At 66.2% G+C, this 17,902-nt stretch carries 18 protein-coding genes; 7 read left to right on the top strand and 11 right to left on the bottom strand.

Features of this window, described 5'->3' with window-relative positions; genetic code table 11:
* Window positions 1-3: 3 nt before the first annotated feature.
* Genes phnK through phnG form a run of 5 tightly spaced genes read right to left on the bottom strand, consistent with a single transcriptional unit; the run spans window position 4 to window position 3,936 of the window.
* Window positions 4-783 carry a phosphonate C-P lyase system protein PhnK gene (phnK, locus tag DBZ32_RS04405; RefSeq protein ID WP_119165871.1) on the bottom strand — a complete coding sequence of 260 codons (780 nt, stop codon included), beginning with the start codon at window positions 781-783 and terminating at the stop codon, window positions 4-6.
* Window positions 780-1,685 (bottom strand): alpha-D-ribose 1-methylphosphonate 5-phosphate C-P-lyase PhnJ, encoded by a 906-nt coding sequence (locus DBZ32_RS04400; protein WP_119165870.1) that lies wholly within the window; start codon window positions 1,683-1,685, stop codon window positions 780-782. Before DBZ32_RS04400 ends, phnK begins: the two co-directional genes overlap by 4 nt.
* Window positions 1,682-2,815, bottom strand: a complete 1,134-nt coding sequence (locus DBZ32_RS04395) for a carbon-phosphorus lyase complex subunit PhnI (protein ID WP_119165869.1) — start codon at window positions 2,813-2,815, stop codon at window positions 1,682-1,684. The genes DBZ32_RS04400 and DBZ32_RS04395 overlap by 4 nt, the downstream gene beginning before the upstream one ends.
* A gap of 3 nt (window positions 2,816-2,818) precedes the next feature.
* A complete protein-coding gene (gene phnH, locus DBZ32_RS04390; protein WP_208539097.1) occupies window positions 2,819-3,412 on the bottom strand; it encodes a phosphonate C-P lyase system protein PhnH in 594 nt (197 codons plus the stop codon).
* Window positions 3,412-3,936 (bottom strand): phosphonate C-P lyase system protein PhnG, encoded by a 525-nt coding sequence (phnG, locus tag DBZ32_RS04385; protein ID WP_119165868.1) that lies wholly within the window; start codon window positions 3,934-3,936, stop codon window positions 3,412-3,414. Before phnG ends, phnH begins: the two co-directional genes overlap by 1 nt.
* A gap of 181 nt (window positions 3,937-4,117) precedes the next feature.
* Between phnG and phnF the strand changes: the two genes are divergently transcribed.
* The 5 genes from phnF (at window position 4,118) to DBZ32_RS04360 (ending at window position 8,470) form a co-directional block, all read left to right on the top strand.
* Window positions 4,118-4,849: a phosphonate metabolism transcriptional regulator PhnF gene (gene phnF / locus DBZ32_RS04380; RefSeq protein ID WP_235830044.1), complete on the top strand. Its 732-nt coding sequence runs from the start codon at window positions 4,118-4,120 to the stop codon at window positions 4,847-4,849.
* A 240-nt stretch (window positions 4,850-5,089) separates the two neighbouring features.
* Window positions 5,090-5,977, top strand: a complete 888-nt coding sequence (phnC, locus tag DBZ32_RS04375; protein WP_119165866.1) for a phosphonate ABC transporter ATP-binding protein — start codon at window positions 5,090-5,092, stop codon at window positions 5,975-5,977.
* 139 nt (window positions 5,978-6,116) lie between these two features.
* Window positions 6,117-7,133, top strand: a complete 1,017-nt coding sequence (gene phnD, locus DBZ32_RS04370; RefSeq protein ID WP_119165865.1) for a phosphonate ABC transporter substrate-binding protein — start codon at window positions 6,117-6,119, stop codon at window positions 7,131-7,133.
* Between the two features lie 100 nt (window positions 7,134-7,233).
* Complete coding sequence (phnE, locus tag DBZ32_RS04365; protein WP_235830043.1) at window positions 7,234-8,073, top strand: phosphonate ABC transporter, permease protein PhnE; 840 nt, start codon at window positions 7,234-7,236, stop codon at window positions 8,071-8,073.
* Between the two features lie 70 nt (window positions 8,074-8,143).
* Window positions 8,144-8,470 (top strand): HMA2 domain-containing protein, encoded by a 327-nt coding sequence (locus DBZ32_RS04360; protein ID WP_119165864.1) that lies wholly within the window; start codon window positions 8,144-8,146, stop codon window positions 8,468-8,470.
* 53 nt (window positions 8,471-8,523) lie between these two features.
* Here the strand turns inward: DBZ32_RS04360 and DBZ32_RS04355 are convergent, their stop codons facing one another.
* Window positions 8,524-9,882: a DUF445 domain-containing protein gene (locus tag DBZ32_RS04355; protein WP_208539096.1), complete on the bottom strand. Its 1,359-nt coding sequence runs from the start codon at window positions 9,880-9,882 to the stop codon at window positions 8,524-8,526.
* Between the two features lie 154 nt (window positions 9,883-10,036).
* Between DBZ32_RS04355 and DBZ32_RS04350 the strand changes: the two genes are divergently transcribed.
* Window positions 10,037-10,369 (top strand): DUF5132 domain-containing protein, encoded by a 333-nt coding sequence (locus DBZ32_RS04350; RefSeq protein WP_119165862.1) that lies wholly within the window; start codon window positions 10,037-10,039, stop codon window positions 10,367-10,369.
* Window positions 10,366-10,821: a hypothetical protein gene (locus DBZ32_RS04345; protein ID WP_119165861.1), complete on the top strand. Its 456-nt coding sequence runs from the start codon at window positions 10,366-10,368 to the stop codon at window positions 10,819-10,821. Before DBZ32_RS04350 ends, DBZ32_RS04345 begins: the two co-directional genes overlap by 4 nt.
* 113 nt (window positions 10,822-10,934) lie before the next feature.
* Here DBZ32_RS04345 and DBZ32_RS04340 read toward each other — a convergent pair whose 3' ends face one another.
* The 5 genes from DBZ32_RS04340 to DBZ32_RS04320 all read right to left on the bottom strand — a co-directional run bounded on the left by DBZ32_RS04340 (window position 10,935) and on the right by DBZ32_RS04320 (window position 17,898).
* Window positions 10,935-11,771, bottom strand: a complete 837-nt coding sequence (locus DBZ32_RS04340; protein ID WP_119165860.1) for an Eco29kI family restriction endonuclease — start codon at window positions 11,769-11,771, stop codon at window positions 10,935-10,937.
* 2 nt (window positions 11,772-11,773) lie between these two features.
* Window positions 11,774-12,991, bottom strand: coding sequence for a DNA cytosine methyltransferase (locus tag DBZ32_RS04335; RefSeq protein WP_119165859.1), 1,218 nt, complete (start codon window positions 12,989-12,991; stop codon window positions 11,774-11,776).
* Between the two features lie 141 nt (window positions 12,992-13,132).
* Window positions 13,133-13,603, bottom strand: coding sequence for a very short patch repair endonuclease (locus DBZ32_RS04330; protein WP_119166348.1), 471 nt, complete (start codon window positions 13,601-13,603; stop codon window positions 13,133-13,135).
* A gap of 110 nt (window positions 13,604-13,713) precedes the next feature.
* Complete coding sequence (metK, locus tag DBZ32_RS04325) at window positions 13,714-14,898, bottom strand: methionine adenosyltransferase (RefSeq protein WP_119165858.1); 1,185 nt, start codon at window positions 14,896-14,898, stop codon at window positions 13,714-13,716.
* A 6-nt stretch (window positions 14,899-14,904) separates the two neighbouring features.
* On the bottom strand, window positions 14,905-17,898 hold the full coding sequence (locus tag DBZ32_RS04320) for a cation-translocating P-type ATPase (protein WP_162906556.1): 2,994 nt from the start codon (window positions 17,896-17,898) through the stop codon (window positions 14,905-14,907).
* Between the last annotated feature and the right edge of the window lie 4 nt (window positions 17,899-17,902).

Raw genomic sequence — 17,902 nt, 5'->3', positions numbered from 1 at the left:
GGGTCAGACCGGCAAGATCGAGGAGACGAGCATCTGGCTGTAAGGATGCTGAGGATCGTCGAGCACCTGGTCGGTCAAACCCGCCTCGACCACGCGGCCCTTCTGCATGACGAGAAGGCGGTGCGACAGGAGCCGCACGACACCGAGGTCGTGGGTGACCAGGATGCAAGCCAGTCCCAGATCGCCGACCAGTCCGCGTAACAGGTCGAGCAGGCGCGCCTGCACCGACACGTCGAGACCGCCGGTCGGCTCGTCCATGAAGACCAGTCTGGGCTCGGTGACCAGGTTGCGGGCGATCTGCAGGCGCTGCTGCATCCCGCCAGAGAAAGTGGCCGGGCGGTCGTCAATTCGCTCGGCATCGATTTCCAATTGCTGCAGCCACTGGCTGGCCCGGTCCCGAATCCGACCGTAGTGCCGTGCGCCGACCGCCATCATCCGTTCGCCGACGTTGGCGCCGGCCGAGACACCCATGCGCAGCCCGTCGCGCGGGTTCTGGCGCACCAGGCCCCATTCGGTGCGGAGCAGCAGGCGGCGTTCGGCCTCGCTGAGCGCGAAGAGCTCGACCGGGCCCTTGCCGCGGCTGTCGTAGACCACCGATCCTTCGCTCGGTTCGAGTTGGGCGGACAGACAGTTGAGCAGTGTCGTCTTGCCGGAGCCGGACTCGCCGACCACGCCGATCACCTCGCCGGGATAGAGGTCGAAGGAGACATCGGCGCAGCCGATGCGCGCACCGTAGCGCTTGGTCAGGCCGCGAACTTGGAGTAGGGGACCGGCCGCCTTCATGCCTTGCTCCCGAGGGTATCCAGGTTGGGCTTGCCTTGGTCTCCCTGTCTGCGGCTGCAGTAGTCCGTGTCGGAGCAGACGAACATCTTGCCGCCCTCGTCGTCCAGGATCACCTCGTCCAGGAAACTGTCCCCGGCGCCGCAGAGTGTACAGACCTCGTCCCAGGTCTCGACCTCGAAGGGGTGATCCTCGAAGGCCAGGCTCTCGACGTTCGTATAGGGGGGCAAGGCGTAGATCCGCCTTTCCCGTCCAGCGCCGAACAGCATCAGGGCCGGCGAGTTGTCGAGCTTGGGATTGTCGAACTTGGGAATCGGCGAGGGGCGCATGAGATAGCGTCCCTCCACCAGAACCGGATAATCGTAGGTCTTCGCGATCCGCCCGTGACGTGCCAGATCTTCGTAAAGGCTGACGTGCATCACGCCGTACTCTTCCAGCGCATGCATCTTCCGGGTCTCGCTTTCCCGCGCTTCCAGCCAGCGCAGCGGTTCCGGGATGGGCACCTGCAAAACCAGGATCTGACCTTCGCCGAGCGGCGTTTCCGGAACGCGGTGGCGGGTCTGGATAATGCTGGCGCGCTCCGTTGCCGTGGTGGTCGCGACTTCCGCCGTGGCGGCGAAGAACTTGCGGATCGACACGGCGTTGGTGGTGTCGTCCGCGCCCTGGTCGATCACCTTCAGGACATCGCTCGGGCCGATGATCGCCGCCGTCACCTGCACGCCGCCGGTCCCCCAGCCGAAGGGCATCGGCATTTCGCGGCTGCCGAAGGGCACCTGATAGCCGGGGATCGCCACGGCCTTCAGCAGGGCGCGCCGGATCATCCGCTTGGTCTGCTCGTCGAGATAAGCGTAGGTGTAACCCTGATCCCGCGAAGGGCGTGCCTCGGCCATCTGATCCAAGGTCATTCGGCCGCCTCCTTCTTCTTCGCGGCTTCGACCGCGTCGCGGCGCACGAAGAACTCCGCGCGCAGCCGGCGCAGCAGCGTCAGCTCCGACTGGAAGTCCACGTAATGAGGTAGCTTCAGGTGTTCGGTGAAGCCCGTCGCCTGCACATTGTCGCAGTGATAGAGCACGAACTCGGCGTCGTTGGCCGGGGCCTTCGCCTCCTCGCCCAAGTCCTCGGCGCGCAAGGCGCGGTCGACAAGGGCCATGGACATGGCCTTGCGTTCCGACTGGCCGAAACTCAAGCCATAACCGCGTGTGAACTGTGGCGGCGCTTCGTCGCTGCCGGCGAACTGATTGACCATCTGGCATTCGGTGATTTCGATCTCGCCGATCTCGATCTCGAAACCCAGTTCCTCGGGCGTGACGGCGACTGTCACCTGACCGCAGCGGATCTCGCCGGCGAAGGGGTGATTGTTGCCGTAGCCGCGCTGGGTCGAGTAGGCGAGAGCGAGCAGGAAGCCCTCGTCGCCACGGGCGAGCATCTGCAGCCGCAGATCCCGGTCGGCCGGCAGGCGCAGGGAGTCTCGTGTGATATCGCCCAGGGGCGCGTCCTCCGCTGCGGTTGCGCCGCCGTCAGGCGTGGAGCGCTCGATCAAGCCCTCCTGTCCGAGCAGATCGGTGACGCGCGGCACCGGACCGTCGGTCTCCGGTTCGACTTCCAGCGCCGCCGCCGGCGGGTCGCCTTCGGCGGCCAAGGCGAAGTCGAGCAGGCGATGCGTGTAGTCGAAGGTCGGGCCCAGCACCTGACCGCCCGGCAGGTCCTTGAAGCTGGCCGAGATGCGCCGCTTCAGCGTCATACGCCCCGTCTCCAAGGGTTCCGAGGCGCCGAAACGGGGCAGGGTGGTGCGGTAGGCGCGCAGCAGGAAGATCGCCTCGATCAGATCGCCGCGCGCTTGCTTGATCGCCAGGGCGGCCAGCTCGCGGTCGTAGAGCGAGCCCTCCGTCATCACTCGGTCGACCGCCAGGGTGAGCTGCTGGCCGATCTGCTCAAGACTCAGTTCCGCCAGGCCGGGATCGCCGCGCCGCAGCTCTGCGAGCCACGCGTGGGCATTGTCGATGGCTTTCTCGCCGCCCTTGACCGCAACGTACATGGCTCAGTCCTCCGCGACGGTGAGAGAGCGCGGCAAACCGCAGAAGGCCCGGTCCGCCGTCAGGATCAGGTCCACGCCCAGGGGAAAGCGGGCCCGGTTGGCCGACCAGCGTGCCGCGAAATCGCTGGGGCAGGGCGAGAGATCAAGCCGCGCCGTCTCGGCGATGCCCGGGCCGCTCAAGAGGAGTCCGCCCGCGTTGCCGAGGCTGTCCAGTTGCACGACGACCGTGGTCGAGCGGTCGGGATACTCCGGCTCGCCCTGCGCGAAGCGACCGAAGTCCTCCGGCCACTCGAGGCAGACCGCGAAGTCGGCTTCGCCCGGGGTATCGGTCAGGGGGCAGCCACAATGGAAGCGCAGGAAGGCCGAGACCTCGTCGCTTCGCGCCGTCTCGTCGAGCCAGATCTTCGTGTCGCTATCGAACAGCGTCAGTGCCGTGGCTGCGGTCGCCGGTTCGAACGGCGGCGGCGGCTCGAGCGGACAGGTCATTTCCGTCAGCCGGCCAGGGCGGCTCATGGCCTCCAGGATCAGGCGAAAACTCTGCTGTGCGTGCTGCACCGGATCGGCGAAACCGGGGCGCAGGATCGCTGGGTCCGTCATCAGCCGTCTCCCCGAACGAGCGTGAAGAAGTTGACCTTCGTCGCCTCGGCCTTCCCGGCCTGGCGCTTGCGCGTGGCCGCCTGCATCGCGGCCAGCGGTGCGATGATGCGGGAGGCCAAGCGGTCGTGGTCGTCGGGGTGCTGGAGCAGGGCGTCGAGCAGAGCGATCAGCTGCGCGTGACGTTTGTCGCGCCCGAGGACATAGCCATGACCGACAAGCTGCCGGCCGGCATGGTCCAGTTGAACGGCGCAGCGCGTCACGCTGGTTTCGCCGAGATTGAAAGGCGCTCCATCTCCGCCGCTGCGGCCCCGCAGCATGACCATTCCGATTTCCGGCGGGCGCAGATAGCGCCAGATCAGGTCGTCCAGCGACTTCGGAGACAAGGCCTCCAAGTCTTCCCGCGACGCCTTGGCAAGGGTCGCCAACCAGCGCTGCCGCTCGGGGGTCTTGGCATCGGCCGCCGGCCGAACCTCACTCCGAGCATCTTTCCCGCTCGTGGCGGGCGCTTCGCTATCTCGAGTCATGTCTCAAGCCTGTGCTCGACCTATTTCAAATTCGTCTAGTCGTCCATATCAATATCATCTAAACCTATGCCAATTGCCGAGGTATGAGAAGGGTCGTGCGCATGACTCTTTCCTTACGCCGGCTTGCGGAGACGGACGCATCGCCAAGTGGGCGGCGACGGTCCTATGCCTGGAGAGAGTGGTGACGGCAGGAGAACTCGAGCGGGAAGCGGGCGTGGCCGTCTGGCATCAGATTGCCGCGACGTTGGTGGCCGAGATCGAATCGGGCGCGCTTGCCGAAGGCAGCCGCCTGCCGACGGAGCCGGCGCTTGCCGTTCGCTTCGGCGTCAACCGGCACACCGTGCGCCGCGCGATCGCGCATCTGACCGACCGCGGTCTGGTGCGGGTCGAGCAGGGCCGGGGGACCTTCGTCTCGGAACACGTGCTGGACTACCTCGTGGGGCGAAGAACCCGTTTCTCCGAGATCGTGACCGCACAGAACCGCCAGACCGGGGGACGGTTGCTCGAGGGAACACTCGAGACGGCCCGCGCGGCCGTCGCCCGAGAACTCGGCCTGCGCCGAGGCGCCAGGGTCGTGCATCTGGAAACGCTGCGCGATCTCGATGGCCGGCCCTTGGCGCTCGGGACCCATTATTTCTCCGCCGCCCGCTTTCCCGATATGATCGAGCTCTATCGCCAGGAAGGGTCGATCACCAAAGCACTCGTTCGGTGCGGCCTGGCGGACTACGAGCGCAAGACGACCCGAGTGACGGCCCGGCTGCCGGAGGCCGCCGACGCGCGTCTGCTGCGGCAGCCCGGCAACCGGCCGGTTCTCGTGACGGAGAGCCTGAACGTCGATGCCGAGGGCCGGCCCGTGGAATTCGGCATCACGCGCTTCGCCTCCGATCGTATGCAGGTCGTTTTCGGCACCTGAACTGGCCTCCGGCCCGCGGCTTCGGCGACGAAGAGCTATCCCCAGGCAAGCCCGGACTCCGTCATGCAAGAGTCATGATTCCATGGCCAAAGCATCACTGCGTTGTCATTCGGAAGATATCCAAGGCAGGCAAAGGTCATCCCGGTTGTCACGCAGCGAGGCGCCGGGCCGGCAGGCTGCGGCGCCCGACGTGGCATGCGGCCGCACGATGAGGGGCGGCCGCGGTCGGTTGGGGGGACCATGGCCGCCGTCGAAATCGAGAGACTCACCAAGACCTTCGGGAATCTGCGCGCCTTGGACGCCGTGGACCTGACCATCCAGCCGGGTGAGATGGTGGCGCTGATCGGGGCCTCGGGATCTGGCAAGTCGACCTTGATCCGCCACATGGCCGGCCTGTTGCGCGGCGATGCGGGGACAACCAAGGGGCAGGTGCGGATGCTGGGTCGGACCATGCAGTCCGGTGGACGTCTCGCCCCGAATGCCCGCAGGCTGCGCGCCCAGATCGGCGTGGTTTTTCAGCAGTTCAATCTGGTCAATCGCCTGCCGTTGCTGACCAACGTCGCGACCGGCGTGCTCGGCCGCATTCCAGTCTGGCGCGGCAGCCTGGGCCTCTTCACCAAGGAGGAGAAGCTGCGGGCGATGCGCGCGCTCAAGCGCGTGGGGATGGCGGCCTTCGCGGAGCAGCGCGCCGGCACTCTGTCCGGCGGCCAGCAGCAGCGCGCCGCCATCGCGCGCTGTCTCGTGCAGCAAGCGCGGATCGTCCTGGCGGACGAGCCGATCGCCAGTCTCGACCCCGCCTCGGCGCGCAAGGTCATGCAGATGCTGGCCGACATCAACCGCGAGGACGGGATCACCGTGCTGGTCAGCCTGCATCAGGTCGACTACGCGATCCGCTTCTGCACCCGTGCCATCGCCATGCGCGACGGGCGCGTCGTCTACGACGGCGCGACCGAGCGCCTGACCCCCGACTTCCTGAAGGACCTCTACGGGACCAGTCGCGAGGAACTGATCCTGACGGGCGCCTTCGGCAATCAGAATGCTCCCGGCGCGGAACTGGAGGAGGCCGAGGCCGGCGCCGGTCCCACCGGGGAGCTGTTGGACGTGCGGCGAGAGGCGAAAGCGTCGTGAGGAGGACCTTTGCCGCTGTGCGCGTGCTGGACCTGCCGTAACCCGGTCTCTCGCGGATGCGTCCCGAGAGGCCGCGCGACGGTGGGCCAGTGGAAACCGAAAAGATCGGATAGCAGAGACGATAGAGGAGTGCGTCGACATGTTGCGTAAAGTCATGGCTTCGGCCGCGGTGGCTTCGATTGTGGCGGCCGGCCCGGCCGCCGCCGACGAGATGACGGAAATCAACTTCGGGATCATCTCGACGGAATCGTCCCAGGCCCTTCAGGCCAGTTTCGCTCCCTTCCTGGAGGACATGTCCGAGGCTCTCGGCGTCCAGGTGAATCCCTTCTTCGCCAGCGACTATGCGGGCGTGATCGAGGCCATGCGCTTCGACAAGGTCGACGTCGCCTGGTTCGGCAACAAGTCGGCCATGGAGGCGGTCGACCGGGCCGGCGGCGAGGTCTTCGCCCAGACCATCAAGGACGACGGGTCCGAGGGCTACTACTCGCTGCTGCTGGCCCATGTGGACAGCCCGATCGACAGCCTGGACGACGTGCTGGCCTGCGACGGCACGCTGGACTTCGGGATCGGCGATCCGAACTCCACCTCCGGCTTCCTGGTGCCGAGCTACTACGTCTTCGCGCTGAACGACGTGGACCCGCGCGAGTGCTTCCGGACCGTGCGCAACGCCAACCACGAAACCAACGCCATGGCCGTTGCCAACGAACAGGTCGACGTGGCTACCAACAACACCGAGTCTCTCTACGCACGCCTGGCCAAGTCGCAGCCGGAGGCCGCCGCCCAGATCAAGGAGATCTGGCGCTCGCCCCTGATTCCCTCCGATCCGATGGTCTGGCGGGTCAACCTGCCGGAAGAGGTCAAGCAGCAGCTCTACTTCTTCTTCATGTCCTACGGCCGCTTCGGCGACATGGAGAAGGTCGAGCGCGAGCGTGAGGTGCTGGCCAATCTCTCCGACGGCTGGGGTCCCTTCCTGGCCTCCTCGAACGCCCAGCTCATTCCGATCCGTCAGCTCGAGCTGTTCCGCACCAAGGTGCAACTCGAGAACGACGAGACCATGAACGCCGACGACAAGGCGCGGGAGATCGCCGAGATCGACGCGCGGCTGCGGGAACTCGGTGAGTGGGAGCAGGTGGTCGCACCGCGGCCGGTTGAGTAACGCGACGACCCGTAAGGAACCGGCGGTGTCCAGGAGGGACGCCGCCGTCTCTTTTCAAACCGCATTTTTCCGTCTCCCTTTTCGAAGCCGCGAGGACGCGATGTCGAGCATCGCCGGACAGCAGACCGCAACTACAGGCGCTCAACGCCTGGACGAGATGAAGGTCGAGCTGCCCAAGCGCGACCCCAAGAAGTCTCTGCTCACCCTGCTGATCTGGGGTGTCGCCGTCGCGGTGCTCTGGTGGGCCTGGAACGGCTCCGACATGAACCCCTACGCGCTGATCGAGTACGGCGACAACATGGCCGAGTTCGCCGGCGCCTTCGCCGAGCCGGACTTCCGCCATTGGCGGCTGTTTCTCGATCAGATGCTGATCACCGTCCAGATCGCGATCTGGGGCACGCTGCTCGCGGTGATCTTCGGCGTTCCGCTCGGCATCCTCTCCTCCGAGAACCTGGTGCCCTGGTGGGTCTACCATCCGGTCCGCCGCGTCATGGACGCCTTCCGCGCGATCAACGAGATGGTCTTCGCCATGCTCTTCGTGGTCGCGGTGGGACTCGGCCCCTTCGCCGGCGTTCTGGCGCTTTTCGTCCATACCACCGGTGTATTGGCGAAACTCTTCTCCGAGGCGGTGGAGGCCATCGACCCGCGCCCGGTGGAGGGCATCCGGGCGACCGGCGCCCATCCGGTGCAGGAGATCGTCTTCGGCGTGATCCCCCAGGTCCTGCCGCTCTGGATCAGCTATTCGCTCTACCGCTTCGAGTCCAACGTGCGCTCGGCGACCGTGCTGGGGCTGGTCGGCGCCGGCGGCATCGGCCAGGTGCTCTGGGAGTACATCCGGGGCTTCTATTACAGCGAGACGGCGGCGGTGATGCTGATCATCATCCTGACCGTCACCCTCCTGGACATCGGCAGCCAGTTCATCCGCAAGCGCTACACCTGACCGGCTTTCGCGGCGGCGCGGCGGGGGTTAGATTGCAGCTCCCCAGCCCCAGCGAATCAGGTCCCCTATCGTGCCCAGCCGCGTTGCCCCCGAAGACTTCGATCTCCTGTTGAAGGCCCGTCCGCACATCGAGGTGGCAAGCCATATCCCGGGCCGGATCCGCCTCAAGTTCGGTTTCTCGATCCTCTCGGCGGTGCCGGAGATCGCGGAGCGCGGCGAAGATGTCATCTCGGCGATCGACGGGATCCGCGATGTCGAGAGCAACCTCTTCGCCCGCAGCCTGACCGTCACCTACGATCCGGAGGTGCTGCCGCCCGACTGGTGGGACCGTCTCTACGGCCGCGATGACGTCGCCGCGCGCGAGGTGGTGGAGCAGCTCAAGACCTCCTTCGGCTGACGGCGCGGCGCCTCCCGGCCCGGCGCCCCCGATAGGGCACGAACCGCTTCGCGCTACAGCACGTACCAGGACAGCAGGAAGATCGCGATCCCCACGAGCCCGCCGACCAGCGTGCCGTTGATGCGGATGTATTGAAGGTCGCGGCCCACGGCGGTCTCGACCCGGTCGGCGACGGTGCGCCCGTCCCAGGACTTCACCACCTCGGCGATGAAATGCCCGATTTCGTGACGCCAGGGCAGGATCCAGCTCTTGGTGGCGTCCTCGATGCCGCGGTCGAGCCGGGCCTGCATCTCGCTGTCGGCGAGCAGGCCCTTGCCGAGCGACTGCAGCGCGCCGGCCAGGGCCTTGAGAAGCAGGGAGTCGCGGCCGGCCGCCGCGTCGCGCAGCAGGATGGCGCGCAGCTCGCCCCAGACTTCGCCCAGGTAGGCCTGGGTGCGCGGGTTGCTCAGCAGTTCGGCCTGGATCGCCGCCACCTGGGCGCGCCGGGCGGGGTCCTCGCGCAGGTCCCGGGTCAGGCGGTCGAGACTGGCCTCGAACTGCCGGCGCACCGGGTGGTCGCGCTGCAGCAGTTCCTCCAGCAGCTCCGCGACGCCGCCGATCAGGGCCTTGGCCATGCGCCGGTCGATGCCGCGCGGCACCCACCAGCGCGAGCGGTCCTCGACCGCCTCGAAGATGCGCCCCTGGTGATCGAGCAGATACTGCCGCGCCGCCCGTACGATCTGGTCGAAGAGGTCGTGATGCCGGTCGGACTCCCTCAGGATGTCCAGGCCGCGGCCGAGCAGGGCCGACAGGTCGATGCTGCCGAGCTGGCGGTCCAGGGCGCGGGCGAGAAAGCTGCGCACTTCCCGGTCGCTGAGCGACTCGACCAGGGCCGGGACCGAGGCGGCCAGCCGCCCGGCCAGCTTCTCCGCCTGCTCCGCTTCGGACAGCCAGGTTCCGACACGCCGCGCCGGCGCGAGGCTGCGCAGCTTCGCCGTGACCAGATCCGGGTCCAGGAAGTTGCGCTCCACGAAAAGGCCGAGTCCGGCCCCGATCCGGTCCTTGTTGGCGGGGATCACCGCCGTATGGGGGATCGGCAGGCCCAGCGGCCGGCGGAACAGCGCCGTGACGGCGAACCAGTCGGCCAGCCCGCCAACCATCGCCGCCTCGGCGCCGGCCCGGATCAGCAGGATCCAGAAGCTAGGGTCCTCGACCATCTTGGTGCTCAGAAAGACGCAGGCCATCAGCACCAGCAGCAGCGTGGCGACCCAGCGGTAGCGGCGCAGCTCCGCCGCGCGGGTGTCCGGCAGGAACAGCGGGTCGCTCCCGCGCGCCGTTTCGGACCCGGAGTCCGGGTCGCGGCCCGGCTCCCGGTCCGGCGCGGGGGCGTTCGGCGGCGTGGGCGGCGGCTTGGGTGGAGGCGCGGAGGTCACCATGCTCCTTACGACGCTAGCCGCGGTCCAGGCCAAGGGGCGTGATCTGCATCAAGGCCCGCTGTCCCGGGGTCGCGGCATGGTTTCACCTGGGGCGTGACTCCCGCTCGAATCCGAGGCGCGAGCGGGACGGACGAAAGGAGGCAGCTTCCATATGGCCGGAGAACTGGGAAAGACAACGATCCTGGGGCTCGCCATCGGCGTCGGTGTCGGCATCGGCTTGGCCGTCCTGGCGCCCAGCGTCTTCCCCCAGGCCGCCCGCGCCGCGCGGCCCTATGCGAAGAAGGCCGCCAGGTCGGGCCTGGAGGCCTACCTGAGGGTGCGCGAGGGCCTGGCCGAGTTCGGCGAGTTCGCCGAGGACGTGGTGGCCGAAGCGCGCCACGACATCATGGCCGAACGCGCCGCGCCGCAGGCCAACGGCGCTACCGCGCCAGACACGGCTTCCGAACCCGGTCCCCAGGGCAAGCCCTCGGGAGGGCAGGGGTGACCCTGCCGCACCCGCCCGAGGCCTCGGTCGCCCACAGCTCCAGGGGCCGCCTGCGCCTGAAGGTGCCGGCGCGGCGCGGCGACCTCGCCTTCTTCGCGGAGCTGGGCGGCAAGCTGGCCGCCGCGCCGGCGGTGCGCGAGGTGGAGACCAACGCCCGCACCGCCGGCATCCTGATCAAGCACGACAGCAGCGGCGAGGCCCTGCTGGCCTGGGCCGGCGACCACAACCTCCTGACGCCCAGCGGCCAGCTCTTCACGCCCCACCGCCAGCGCCCGGCGGCGGAGCCCAACTGGCGAACGCTGGTCGTCCTGGTGGTCCTCTTGCTGGCCGTGACCCAACTCCTCCGCGGCCAGATCCTCGGTCCCGCCACCACCCTCGCCTTCATGGCGGCGCAGATCGCGCGGTTGCGCCTAGTCAGTGGGGAGGCTGAGCCAGTTGGGAGCGAAGACTAGGCCGAGGGTTTTTTTTGATCCCAATGCCCAGTCGGACCGGAGGCGATCGTTCGCCGAAAATATAGAAATGCATTTCAAACAGAAAAAACGAACATTTTTTATGAGTTATCGCCTTAATCCGCAGTTAAACGGTCGGCTCTTCGAATGCCTTCAACGAACGCGCCAAAGATATCTTCAATTGTTCTGAAGATTGGTTTTGTCTGAAAATGCGCCGCAACCTCCGCATGGATGTCTTCAGCTGACTTCCCTTCTGAATTCTCAAAGGCCCAAGCCCTTCCGGGGTGCACTGTATCCCAGGGCGACCTGTTATTCGCGCGTGTCGTAGCAGCATCACCGTGCTTGCCAATGCCGAAAAGAATCTTGGTTTCGTTGTTCCAAATCGGCCAAAAAAGGCGAATTAAATGGTTTTCCGCTGCAGTTTGGTAACCGCTCTGTACCGCCAAAGCGCGACATTCGAAGTCTTGCAACTCGATTCCAGAGACCTTCTCAATATTTTTGCGGTGTTCGTTCAAGCGGCCGAATAGCTTGGTTTCTTGCTCAATAATTGTTTTAGCCCCTGTTGGAGGATCAGCCTTTCCGACGTAAATTGGGGTTTCTGTCTTTGAAATCGGCGCGTAGATATCTGACGGGCCATTGTAGTAGATCGCATAGACGCCTGACCCGTAGAAAGATGTTATTGACCCTAAAGGAAAACGTTCTTGGGAAATCAGAGCTAAGGCAACGAAATGCCCAATCAGGCGTGGTTCGGACGGGTCGAAGAACGCGTCAGGCAATCTAATCGGATCAATTTTTCGCTCGAGAACACTCAGAGAGTCTTTCATCTCTGAGATCGCTATCAGTACTTTTCTTCGGGAAGGGGGTGTCATCTCCACCCCGCGTACCAACTCAGCAAATTGCTCTAAGGTGGCGGCGGTCTCATCAGCTTTTTGAAGCTCGGGTCTTCGCGTCATTGCTACGCAGCCTCAGCTTCGTTCAGCCTTTCAGCAACGCTTTCGCCTACAACACGTGCCAGTTCTGCTGGGACGGCGTTTCCAAGTTGCCGCATGCACTCGCTCCATGCGCCGTGAAACTTGTACCCGTCGGGAAATGTCTGGACCCTAGCTCCCTCACGGACTGTGAAGTAGCGGACCGAACCATCCGCGTGACGGAGCATGTTTTCGCCGCCAGGAACACCGTGCACTCCGGCCTTGAGCGTCTTTGAAGGCTCGTCGAGGTAACTTCCCGTGTGTCCTGGGTAAGTCTTGGCGTTTGGCTGAAACCTGTGGTCGGAAACTGAATCACTGAATCGCGTCCGTTCCGGATCAGGAAGGTCGCCAATCGCGTCTCGCGTGGTTTTCCATGGAAAGCTATCGGGCTTTTCATCTTTCGAAACACGTTTGGACAACTGTAAGGAACGACCTTCGAGAACACGGTCTTTTTTTCTGACTCGGTGTCGGTCCCAGTAGTCGCCAAAGAGTTGATCCCAAACAAGCGCATCCTGTGTGTATTCACCCGGGCCCAGTGACCATTTGGCATCGATGTCGTCGCGAAACCCAACGAAAAGCACACGCTCGCGCCTCTGTGGAACCCCATAGTTTGCTGAGTTCAAGAGCTTTGTAACCACTTGATAATGCAAGCCAGGACGTTTCGTTGAAGTGTGGTGTTGTTCGAGACGCCCTAAATGATCCTCCCATGCCTCATCTGTATCCGCCAATAGCTCCGGGTGCTCCATCTGAAGCTTCACGTATTCGAAGTAACTTAGGAAAGACGCTCGAGTCAGACCTTTTACATTCTCGAATACAAACACCCGAGGTCTAGCTTCTCGGACAGCACGAACAGCCTGCGGAAACATATCCCGGGCGTCATCATATGCGCGGTGACGACCACCGAGACTGAAGGGCTGACAGGGCGGGCCACCAGAAATTAGATCGATTTTTCCGGCCAATGGTTTGAAGTCAACTTGGCGAACGTCTGTCTCGAAAACACGCCAAATGCAATTGCCACTTGGCTGGTCATCATTGCCCAGAATTTCATGATTATGGCGGAGCGTATCGCAGCACCATTTGTCGTGTTCGACGACCATCTGAGGAACGAAGCCAGCCTGTGCCAGCCCAATACCAAGGCCACCGGCTCCAGCGAAGAGCTCTATCGATTTTCGCCCCAAGGGATTGAGGGGAAGCCTGCTTAACATGCTGCTCGCTCCTGCGATTACCTTCGCCAAGTTAAATCAAAGACCACATGACGCATCAAGAACATATTGAAAACATCTGGCCAAGAGCGAACTAGCTAGCCTGCACAAACTGTCTTGGATGCAGCGATGCATGTCGAGTGTTTACAAATTTTCTCGACTAACTATCCGCCCCTCTAGCTCCCCAAACTCCCGACCTGATACTAGCCAATCCTCTATGGTGTCGAGCAAGTCTTCAGTGCTCCAACGGCCTTTTCCGACCATGCAGCACTCCCAGACGATCAGTACACGCCAGCCAGCCTCGAATAGGGCTCGCTCGTTACCAGCATCTCGTTCGCGATTGCGGTCAATCTTCGGATTCCAAAACTCCTGACGAGACTTGGGGCGACGACCGCAGCCTTTATGTCCATGCCAAAAACACCCTCTAACTTCGATCACTGCATCAAATCTTCTGAGTACGATATCAGGCGTACCAGGCAGACTTTTCTGATGGAGACGATATCGACGTCCCCGGGCGTGGAGACCAAGCCGGATTAGCAGCTCAGGTTTCGTGTTCTTGGAACGAACCCGAGCCATCTGTTCTGATCGTGTTAGGGGTTTCTTTTGTATTGCCATTTCAGCACTCATTGGAGGAAACGGGCGCACTCAGCCGTGTTTGATGTTCGACGCAGGCCGACTGCGGGCCGGAGTCGTTGTCCAACCTGCCGGGCTCATGGCTCCCACACCTAATCCCTCAACGCTCCCGCCAACCCATCCTCCTCCCACGGCAGCACCAAATCCCCCCGCCCCATCTGCCCGTAAGTCGCCAGCGCCTCGTAAAATGGCCGGCCCTGCTCGCGCGGCAGGTGGCGCAGGCCTAGGCGGGCGAGGATCGCGGCGGGGCGGAAGTCGAAGGCATCTAGCAGGCGCCGTTTGATCTCCTCGTCGGGCAGGGTTCCGGTGCCGAAGGTCTCCACGTCCAGGCCGATGGGGCGGGCCTGGCCGATGCCGTAGCTCAGCTGGACCTCGCAGTCGCGGGCGAGCCCGGCGGCGACGACGCAGCGGGCGGCCTGCCGCGCGGCGTAGGCGCCAGCCCGGTCGATCCGGCCTGGGTCCTTGCCCGACAGGGCGGCGCCGGAATGGCGGGCGTATTCGCCGTAGGTGTCGATGGCCGTCTTGCGGCCGGTCAGGCCGGCGTGCAGCTCGGGCCCGCCCTGGCGCAGGCGGCCGTGCGGGTTGACCAGGACCTGGGTCTCGCCGGCGAGGCCCGGCGCCTGCTCGGCCAGCACGGGGCGGACGACCCGGTCCTCCAGGTCGCGCCGCAGCGCCGCCAGGTCGCCGTAGCCCTCCGGCCAGACGCTGCTGACCAGGGCCACGGTGGCGACGCGGACCGGGCGCCGTTCGCGGTACTCGACCGAGACCTGGCTTTGGCCGTCGGGCATGAGGCCAGGCAGGGTCCCGTCGCCGCGCAGGCTGTCGAGCCGCCGCACGATGGCATGGGCCAGCGCCACCGGCAGCGGCAGGAACTCGGGCGTCTGGTCGCAGGCGAAGCCGAAGAGCGTGACCTGATGCTGGGCCGGGAATTCGTCGTAGTCGGCCGGGTCCAGGGTGCGCTCGTCTTGCGGCGCCGGCTGCTCGACCTCGGCCAGGGAGGTCATGATCGAACAACTGCGCGCCTGGAAGCCGCCCCGGGTGTAGCCGGCCTTGCGGATCGCCTCGCGCGCCACGGCGGCGACGTCGGGACTCGCCGAGCCTCCGAAGCGCAGGGCGAGAAAGAGGATTCCGGTCGCCACCGCGCATTCCGCGTTGACCTGCGCCAGCGGGTCCTCGGCCAGGACATGGTCGACCAGGGCGTCGGAGATCTTGTCGCAGAGCTTGTCCGGGTGGCCTTGGGTCAGGGAGCCCGAAGTGAAGATGAAATCGTCGGCCATGGGGGATCAGCTTTCGGCGGGTTGGCGCGCGGTGGGGTGGCTGTCGGCGGGTTGGCTTGCGGCTGGGCCGCCGCCGGTCGGGGGCGTGCGGGGCGGGGCGGGTCCTCTGGAGGCGGGCTGGGGCCGCCGGCTCTTGATCGTTTCGTTGACGAGGTAGGAGCCGCCGCCGGCGGCTCCGGCGATCAGCCAGTCCGCCGCCGTCATGCCGGTCACGCCCAGCAGGCGGCGCGACCAGGGCAGCGCCAGCGCGCCGGCGGTCAGCAGGCCCAGCGCCAGCATGGTCCTGTTCAGGGTCGGGTTGGGCGGCAGGCGCTCGCCCCGCCAGAGGCTCTGGGTCTCGGAGCGGCAGGAGAGGGCGTGCAGCAGTTGGCCGGCGGTCAGGGCGACGAAGGTGGCGCCGCTGGCGCGCGGGCCTTCGCCGGCCAGTCCGCGCACCAGCAGGTTGGCGGCCAGCGCCGTCGCGGTCATGACCGCGCCCTCCGTGGCGACCTCGCGGAAGTCGTCCCGCGAGAGGATCGGCGCCTTGGGGTCGCGCGGCGGCTCGGACAGGACCCTCCTGTCCTCGGGCTCCAAGGCCAGCCCCAGGCCGGGGAAGACGTCGGAGACCAGGTTGATCCAGAGCAGTTGCATGGGCGTCAGCGGCTGCCCCAGGCGCAGGGCCGTGGCGCCGAGCATCACCAGGATCTCCGACAGGTTGGTGGAGAGCAGGAAGCGAATGGCCTTGCGGATGTTGCGGTAGATGGTCCGCCCTTCGCCCAGCGCCACATGCATGGTGGTCAGGCGGTCGTCCTGCAGCACCAGATCGGCGACCTCGTGGGCGGCCGGCGTGCCGCTGCCCATGGCCAGGCCGATGTCGGCGGCGCGCAGGGCCGGGCTGTCGTTGATGCCGTCGCCCGTCATGGCGATCACCTGGCCGCCGGCCTGCAGGGCCTGGACGATCTGCAGCTTGTTGGCCGGGCTGACCCGGGCATAGACGTGAGTCCGCTCGGCCAGCGCCCGCAGGATCTCGGGATCGAGCTTGTCCAGCTCGGTGCCCTCCAGGATCTCGACCGGGCCGCCCTGGCTCAGGTTGAGCTGCTTGGCGATAGTGTAGGCCGTTGCCGTCTGATCGCCGGTGATCATGACGGTGCGGATGCCGGCGGCATGGAAGCTGGCCATCAGCTCGGCCATCTCCGGCCGCACCGGATCGGCGAGGCCGACCAGCCCGAGCCAACGCAGGCCGGCGGGGCCGGCTTCGCTCCGGGGGCTGGCGTCGCCCTCGGCGAAGGCCAGGACGCGCAGGCCCTCGGCGCCCATGCGCCGGTTGGCCTCCAGGACCTGCGCGCGCTCCGTCTCTCCCAGAGGGGCTCCGTCGGCCATCCGGCCGCAGAGGCCGAGGACCTCGTCCGGGCTGCCCTTGACGGTCAGGAACTCGGTCCCGCCGGCTGCGCGGTGGCGGGTGGTCATCCAGCGCCGCGTTTCGCTGCGATGCTGGGTTTCCAGCAGTGGCGCGTCGCTGCGAACCCGCTCGATGTCGAGGCCGCGGGCCTCGGCCAGATCCAGCAGCGCCTTCTCGGTGGCGGAGCCGTGACGGCGGCCCTCCGCATCGATCTCGACCTCGTTGTTGAGGGCGCAGACCTGCAGAAGCCGGGGCAGGGCGGTTTCGCCGCAGTCCACCTGCTGAGCGACCATGCGGTTCTCGGTCAGCGTGCCGGTCTTGTCGAAGCAGACGGCGCCGACGGCGCCCAGCGTTTCGATCGCGTCCAGCCGCCGCACGACCGCCTTGTGCCGGCGCATGTCGCGGATGCCCAGCGCCATGGTGACCGTCGCGACGGTCGGCAGCCCTTCCGGGATCGCGGCGACGGCGAGCGAGATCGCCGACTTCAGCATCTGGGCCGAGCCGTAGCCGCGCAGCAGGCCGATCCCGACCATCCCGGCGCAGGCCGCCAGCGACAGCCAGATCAGCGTCCGGTCCATCTCGGCGAGCTGTTGCTGCAGCGGCGTTTCAGGCGGGCGCGCCTCGCCGGCCAGCGCCTGAATGCGGCCGATCTCCGTGGCCTGTCCGGTCGCGGTGACCACGGCCCGCCCGGACCCGCCGGTCACCGCCGTGCCCTTGAACACCAGATTGCTGCGCTCGCCCAGCGGCAGGTTCAGCTCCAGGAGGAGGCCGGCTGTCTTGCCCGAGGGCAGGGACTCTCCGGTGAGCAGAGATTCGTCGAGACTGAGAGACTGCGCCCGCAGCAGCCGTCCATCGGCGGCGATCATCGCGCCGGGCGAGAGCATCAGGATGTCGCCCGGCACGACCTCCGGCATGGGCACCTGTCGCTGACGCCCGCTGCGCAGCACGGCGGCGTCCGCTGCCGCGACGCTGCTCAGGCTGGAGATGGTGCGTTCGGCATCGCGCTCGGTGGCGAAGCCGATGGCGGCATTGACTAGGCTCACGATGGCGATGGCTCCGGCGTCGAGCAGTCCGCCCGTCGCCGCCGAAACCGCCGCCGAGCCGAGCAGCAGGCCCGTGGGCAGGTTCACCACCTGATCGAGCAGGATCGCGACGGGTGAGCGGGTCTTGCTTTCGACCAGAACGTTGGGTCCGACCCGGCGGAACAGAAGGCGTGCCCGATCCTCCGTCAGACCGGTCTCGGCCGAAGTCTCGAGGGCGCTCAGCACCTCCGCCGCCGGACGGAGGTGCCAGTCGCCCGGCGCGGCACCGGCGTCCCTCACGTCGGGCGAGGGCTCGGCCTCCGCCGGCGGCCGGCCGGCCGCGACGGCCGTCACGGCACCGACGAGCCTCGTCCGCTCCCCCGTCGGATCGTGGATCAGCAGGACCGTACCGGTGACGCTGCTGGTTTCGACCCTTTGGATTCCGGCCACGCCGGGCAGGTCGCGTCGCAACCGGGTTGCCAGCGAGTCATCCTGCTTCAGGCCGGGAACCCGCAGGCGCAGCCGGCCCGGAAAGCCTCTCAGGACCGTCACGCTCTCCCGGTCGTCGCGACAGGTCCGATCTGCGGCTGCGTGCGGCATGACT

It is taken from the genome of Algihabitans albus, assembly GCF_003572205.1.
In the GTDB taxonomy this organism is placed as follows: Bacteria; Pseudomonadota; Alphaproteobacteria; order Kiloniellales; family DSM-21159; genus Algihabitans; species Algihabitans albus.
The sequence above is the reverse complement of the archived record's forward strand: the minus strand, read 5'-3'. Positions and strand labels throughout refer to the sequence as shown.

Bases quoted from the DNA above. Each gene is read 5' to 3' on its own strand.
- phnK (WP_119165871.1), bottom strand. From the start codon at position 783: ATGAAGGCGGCCGGTCCCCTACTCCAAGTTCGCGGCCTGACCAAGCGC.
- DBZ32_RS04400 (WP_119165870.1), bottom strand. From the start codon at position 1,685: ATGACCTTGGATCAGATGGCCGAGGCACGCCCTTCGCGGGATCAGGGT.
- DBZ32_RS04395 (WP_119165869.1), bottom strand. From the start codon at position 2,815: ATGTACGTTGCGGTCAAGGGCGGCGAGAAAGCCATCGACAATGCCCAC.
- phnH (WP_208539097.1), bottom strand. From the start codon at position 3,412: ATGACGGACCCAGCGATCCTGCGCCCCGGTTTCGCCGATCCGGTGCAG.
- phnG (WP_119165868.1), bottom strand. From the start codon at position 3,936: ATGACTCGAGATAGCGAAGCGCCCGCCACGAGCGGGAAAGATGCTCGG.
- phnC (WP_119165866.1), top strand. From the start codon at position 5,090: ATGGCCGCCGTCGAAATCGAGAGACTCACCAAGACCTTCGGGAATCTG.
- phnD (WP_119165865.1), top strand. From the start codon at position 6,117: ATGTTGCGTAAAGTCATGGCTTCGGCCGCGGTGGCTTCGATTGTGGCG.
- phnE (WP_235830043.1), top strand. From the start codon at position 7,234: ATGTCGAGCATCGCCGGACAGCAGACCGCAACTACAGGCGCTCAACGC.
- DBZ32_RS04350 (WP_119165862.1), top strand. From the start codon at position 10,037: ATGGCCGGAGAACTGGGAAAGACAACGATCCTGGGGCTCGCCATCGGC.
- DBZ32_RS04340 (WP_119165860.1), bottom strand. From the start codon at position 11,771: ATGACGCGAAGACCCGAGCTTCAAAAAGCTGATGAGACCGCCGCCACC.
- DBZ32_RS04335 (WP_119165859.1), bottom strand. From the start codon at position 12,991: ATGTTAAGCAGGCTTCCCCTCAATCCCTTGGGGCGAAAATCGATAGAG.
- DBZ32_RS04330 (WP_119166348.1), bottom strand. From the start codon at position 13,603: ATGGCAATACAAAAGAAACCCCTAACACGATCAGAACAGATGGCTCGG.
- metK (WP_119165858.1), bottom strand. From the start codon at position 14,898: ATGGCCGACGATTTCATCTTCACTTCGGGCTCCCTGACCCAAGGCCAC.
- DBZ32_RS04320 (WP_162906556.1), bottom strand. From the start codon at position 17,898: ATGCCGCACGCAGCCGCAGATCGGACCTGTCGCGACGACCGGGAGAGC.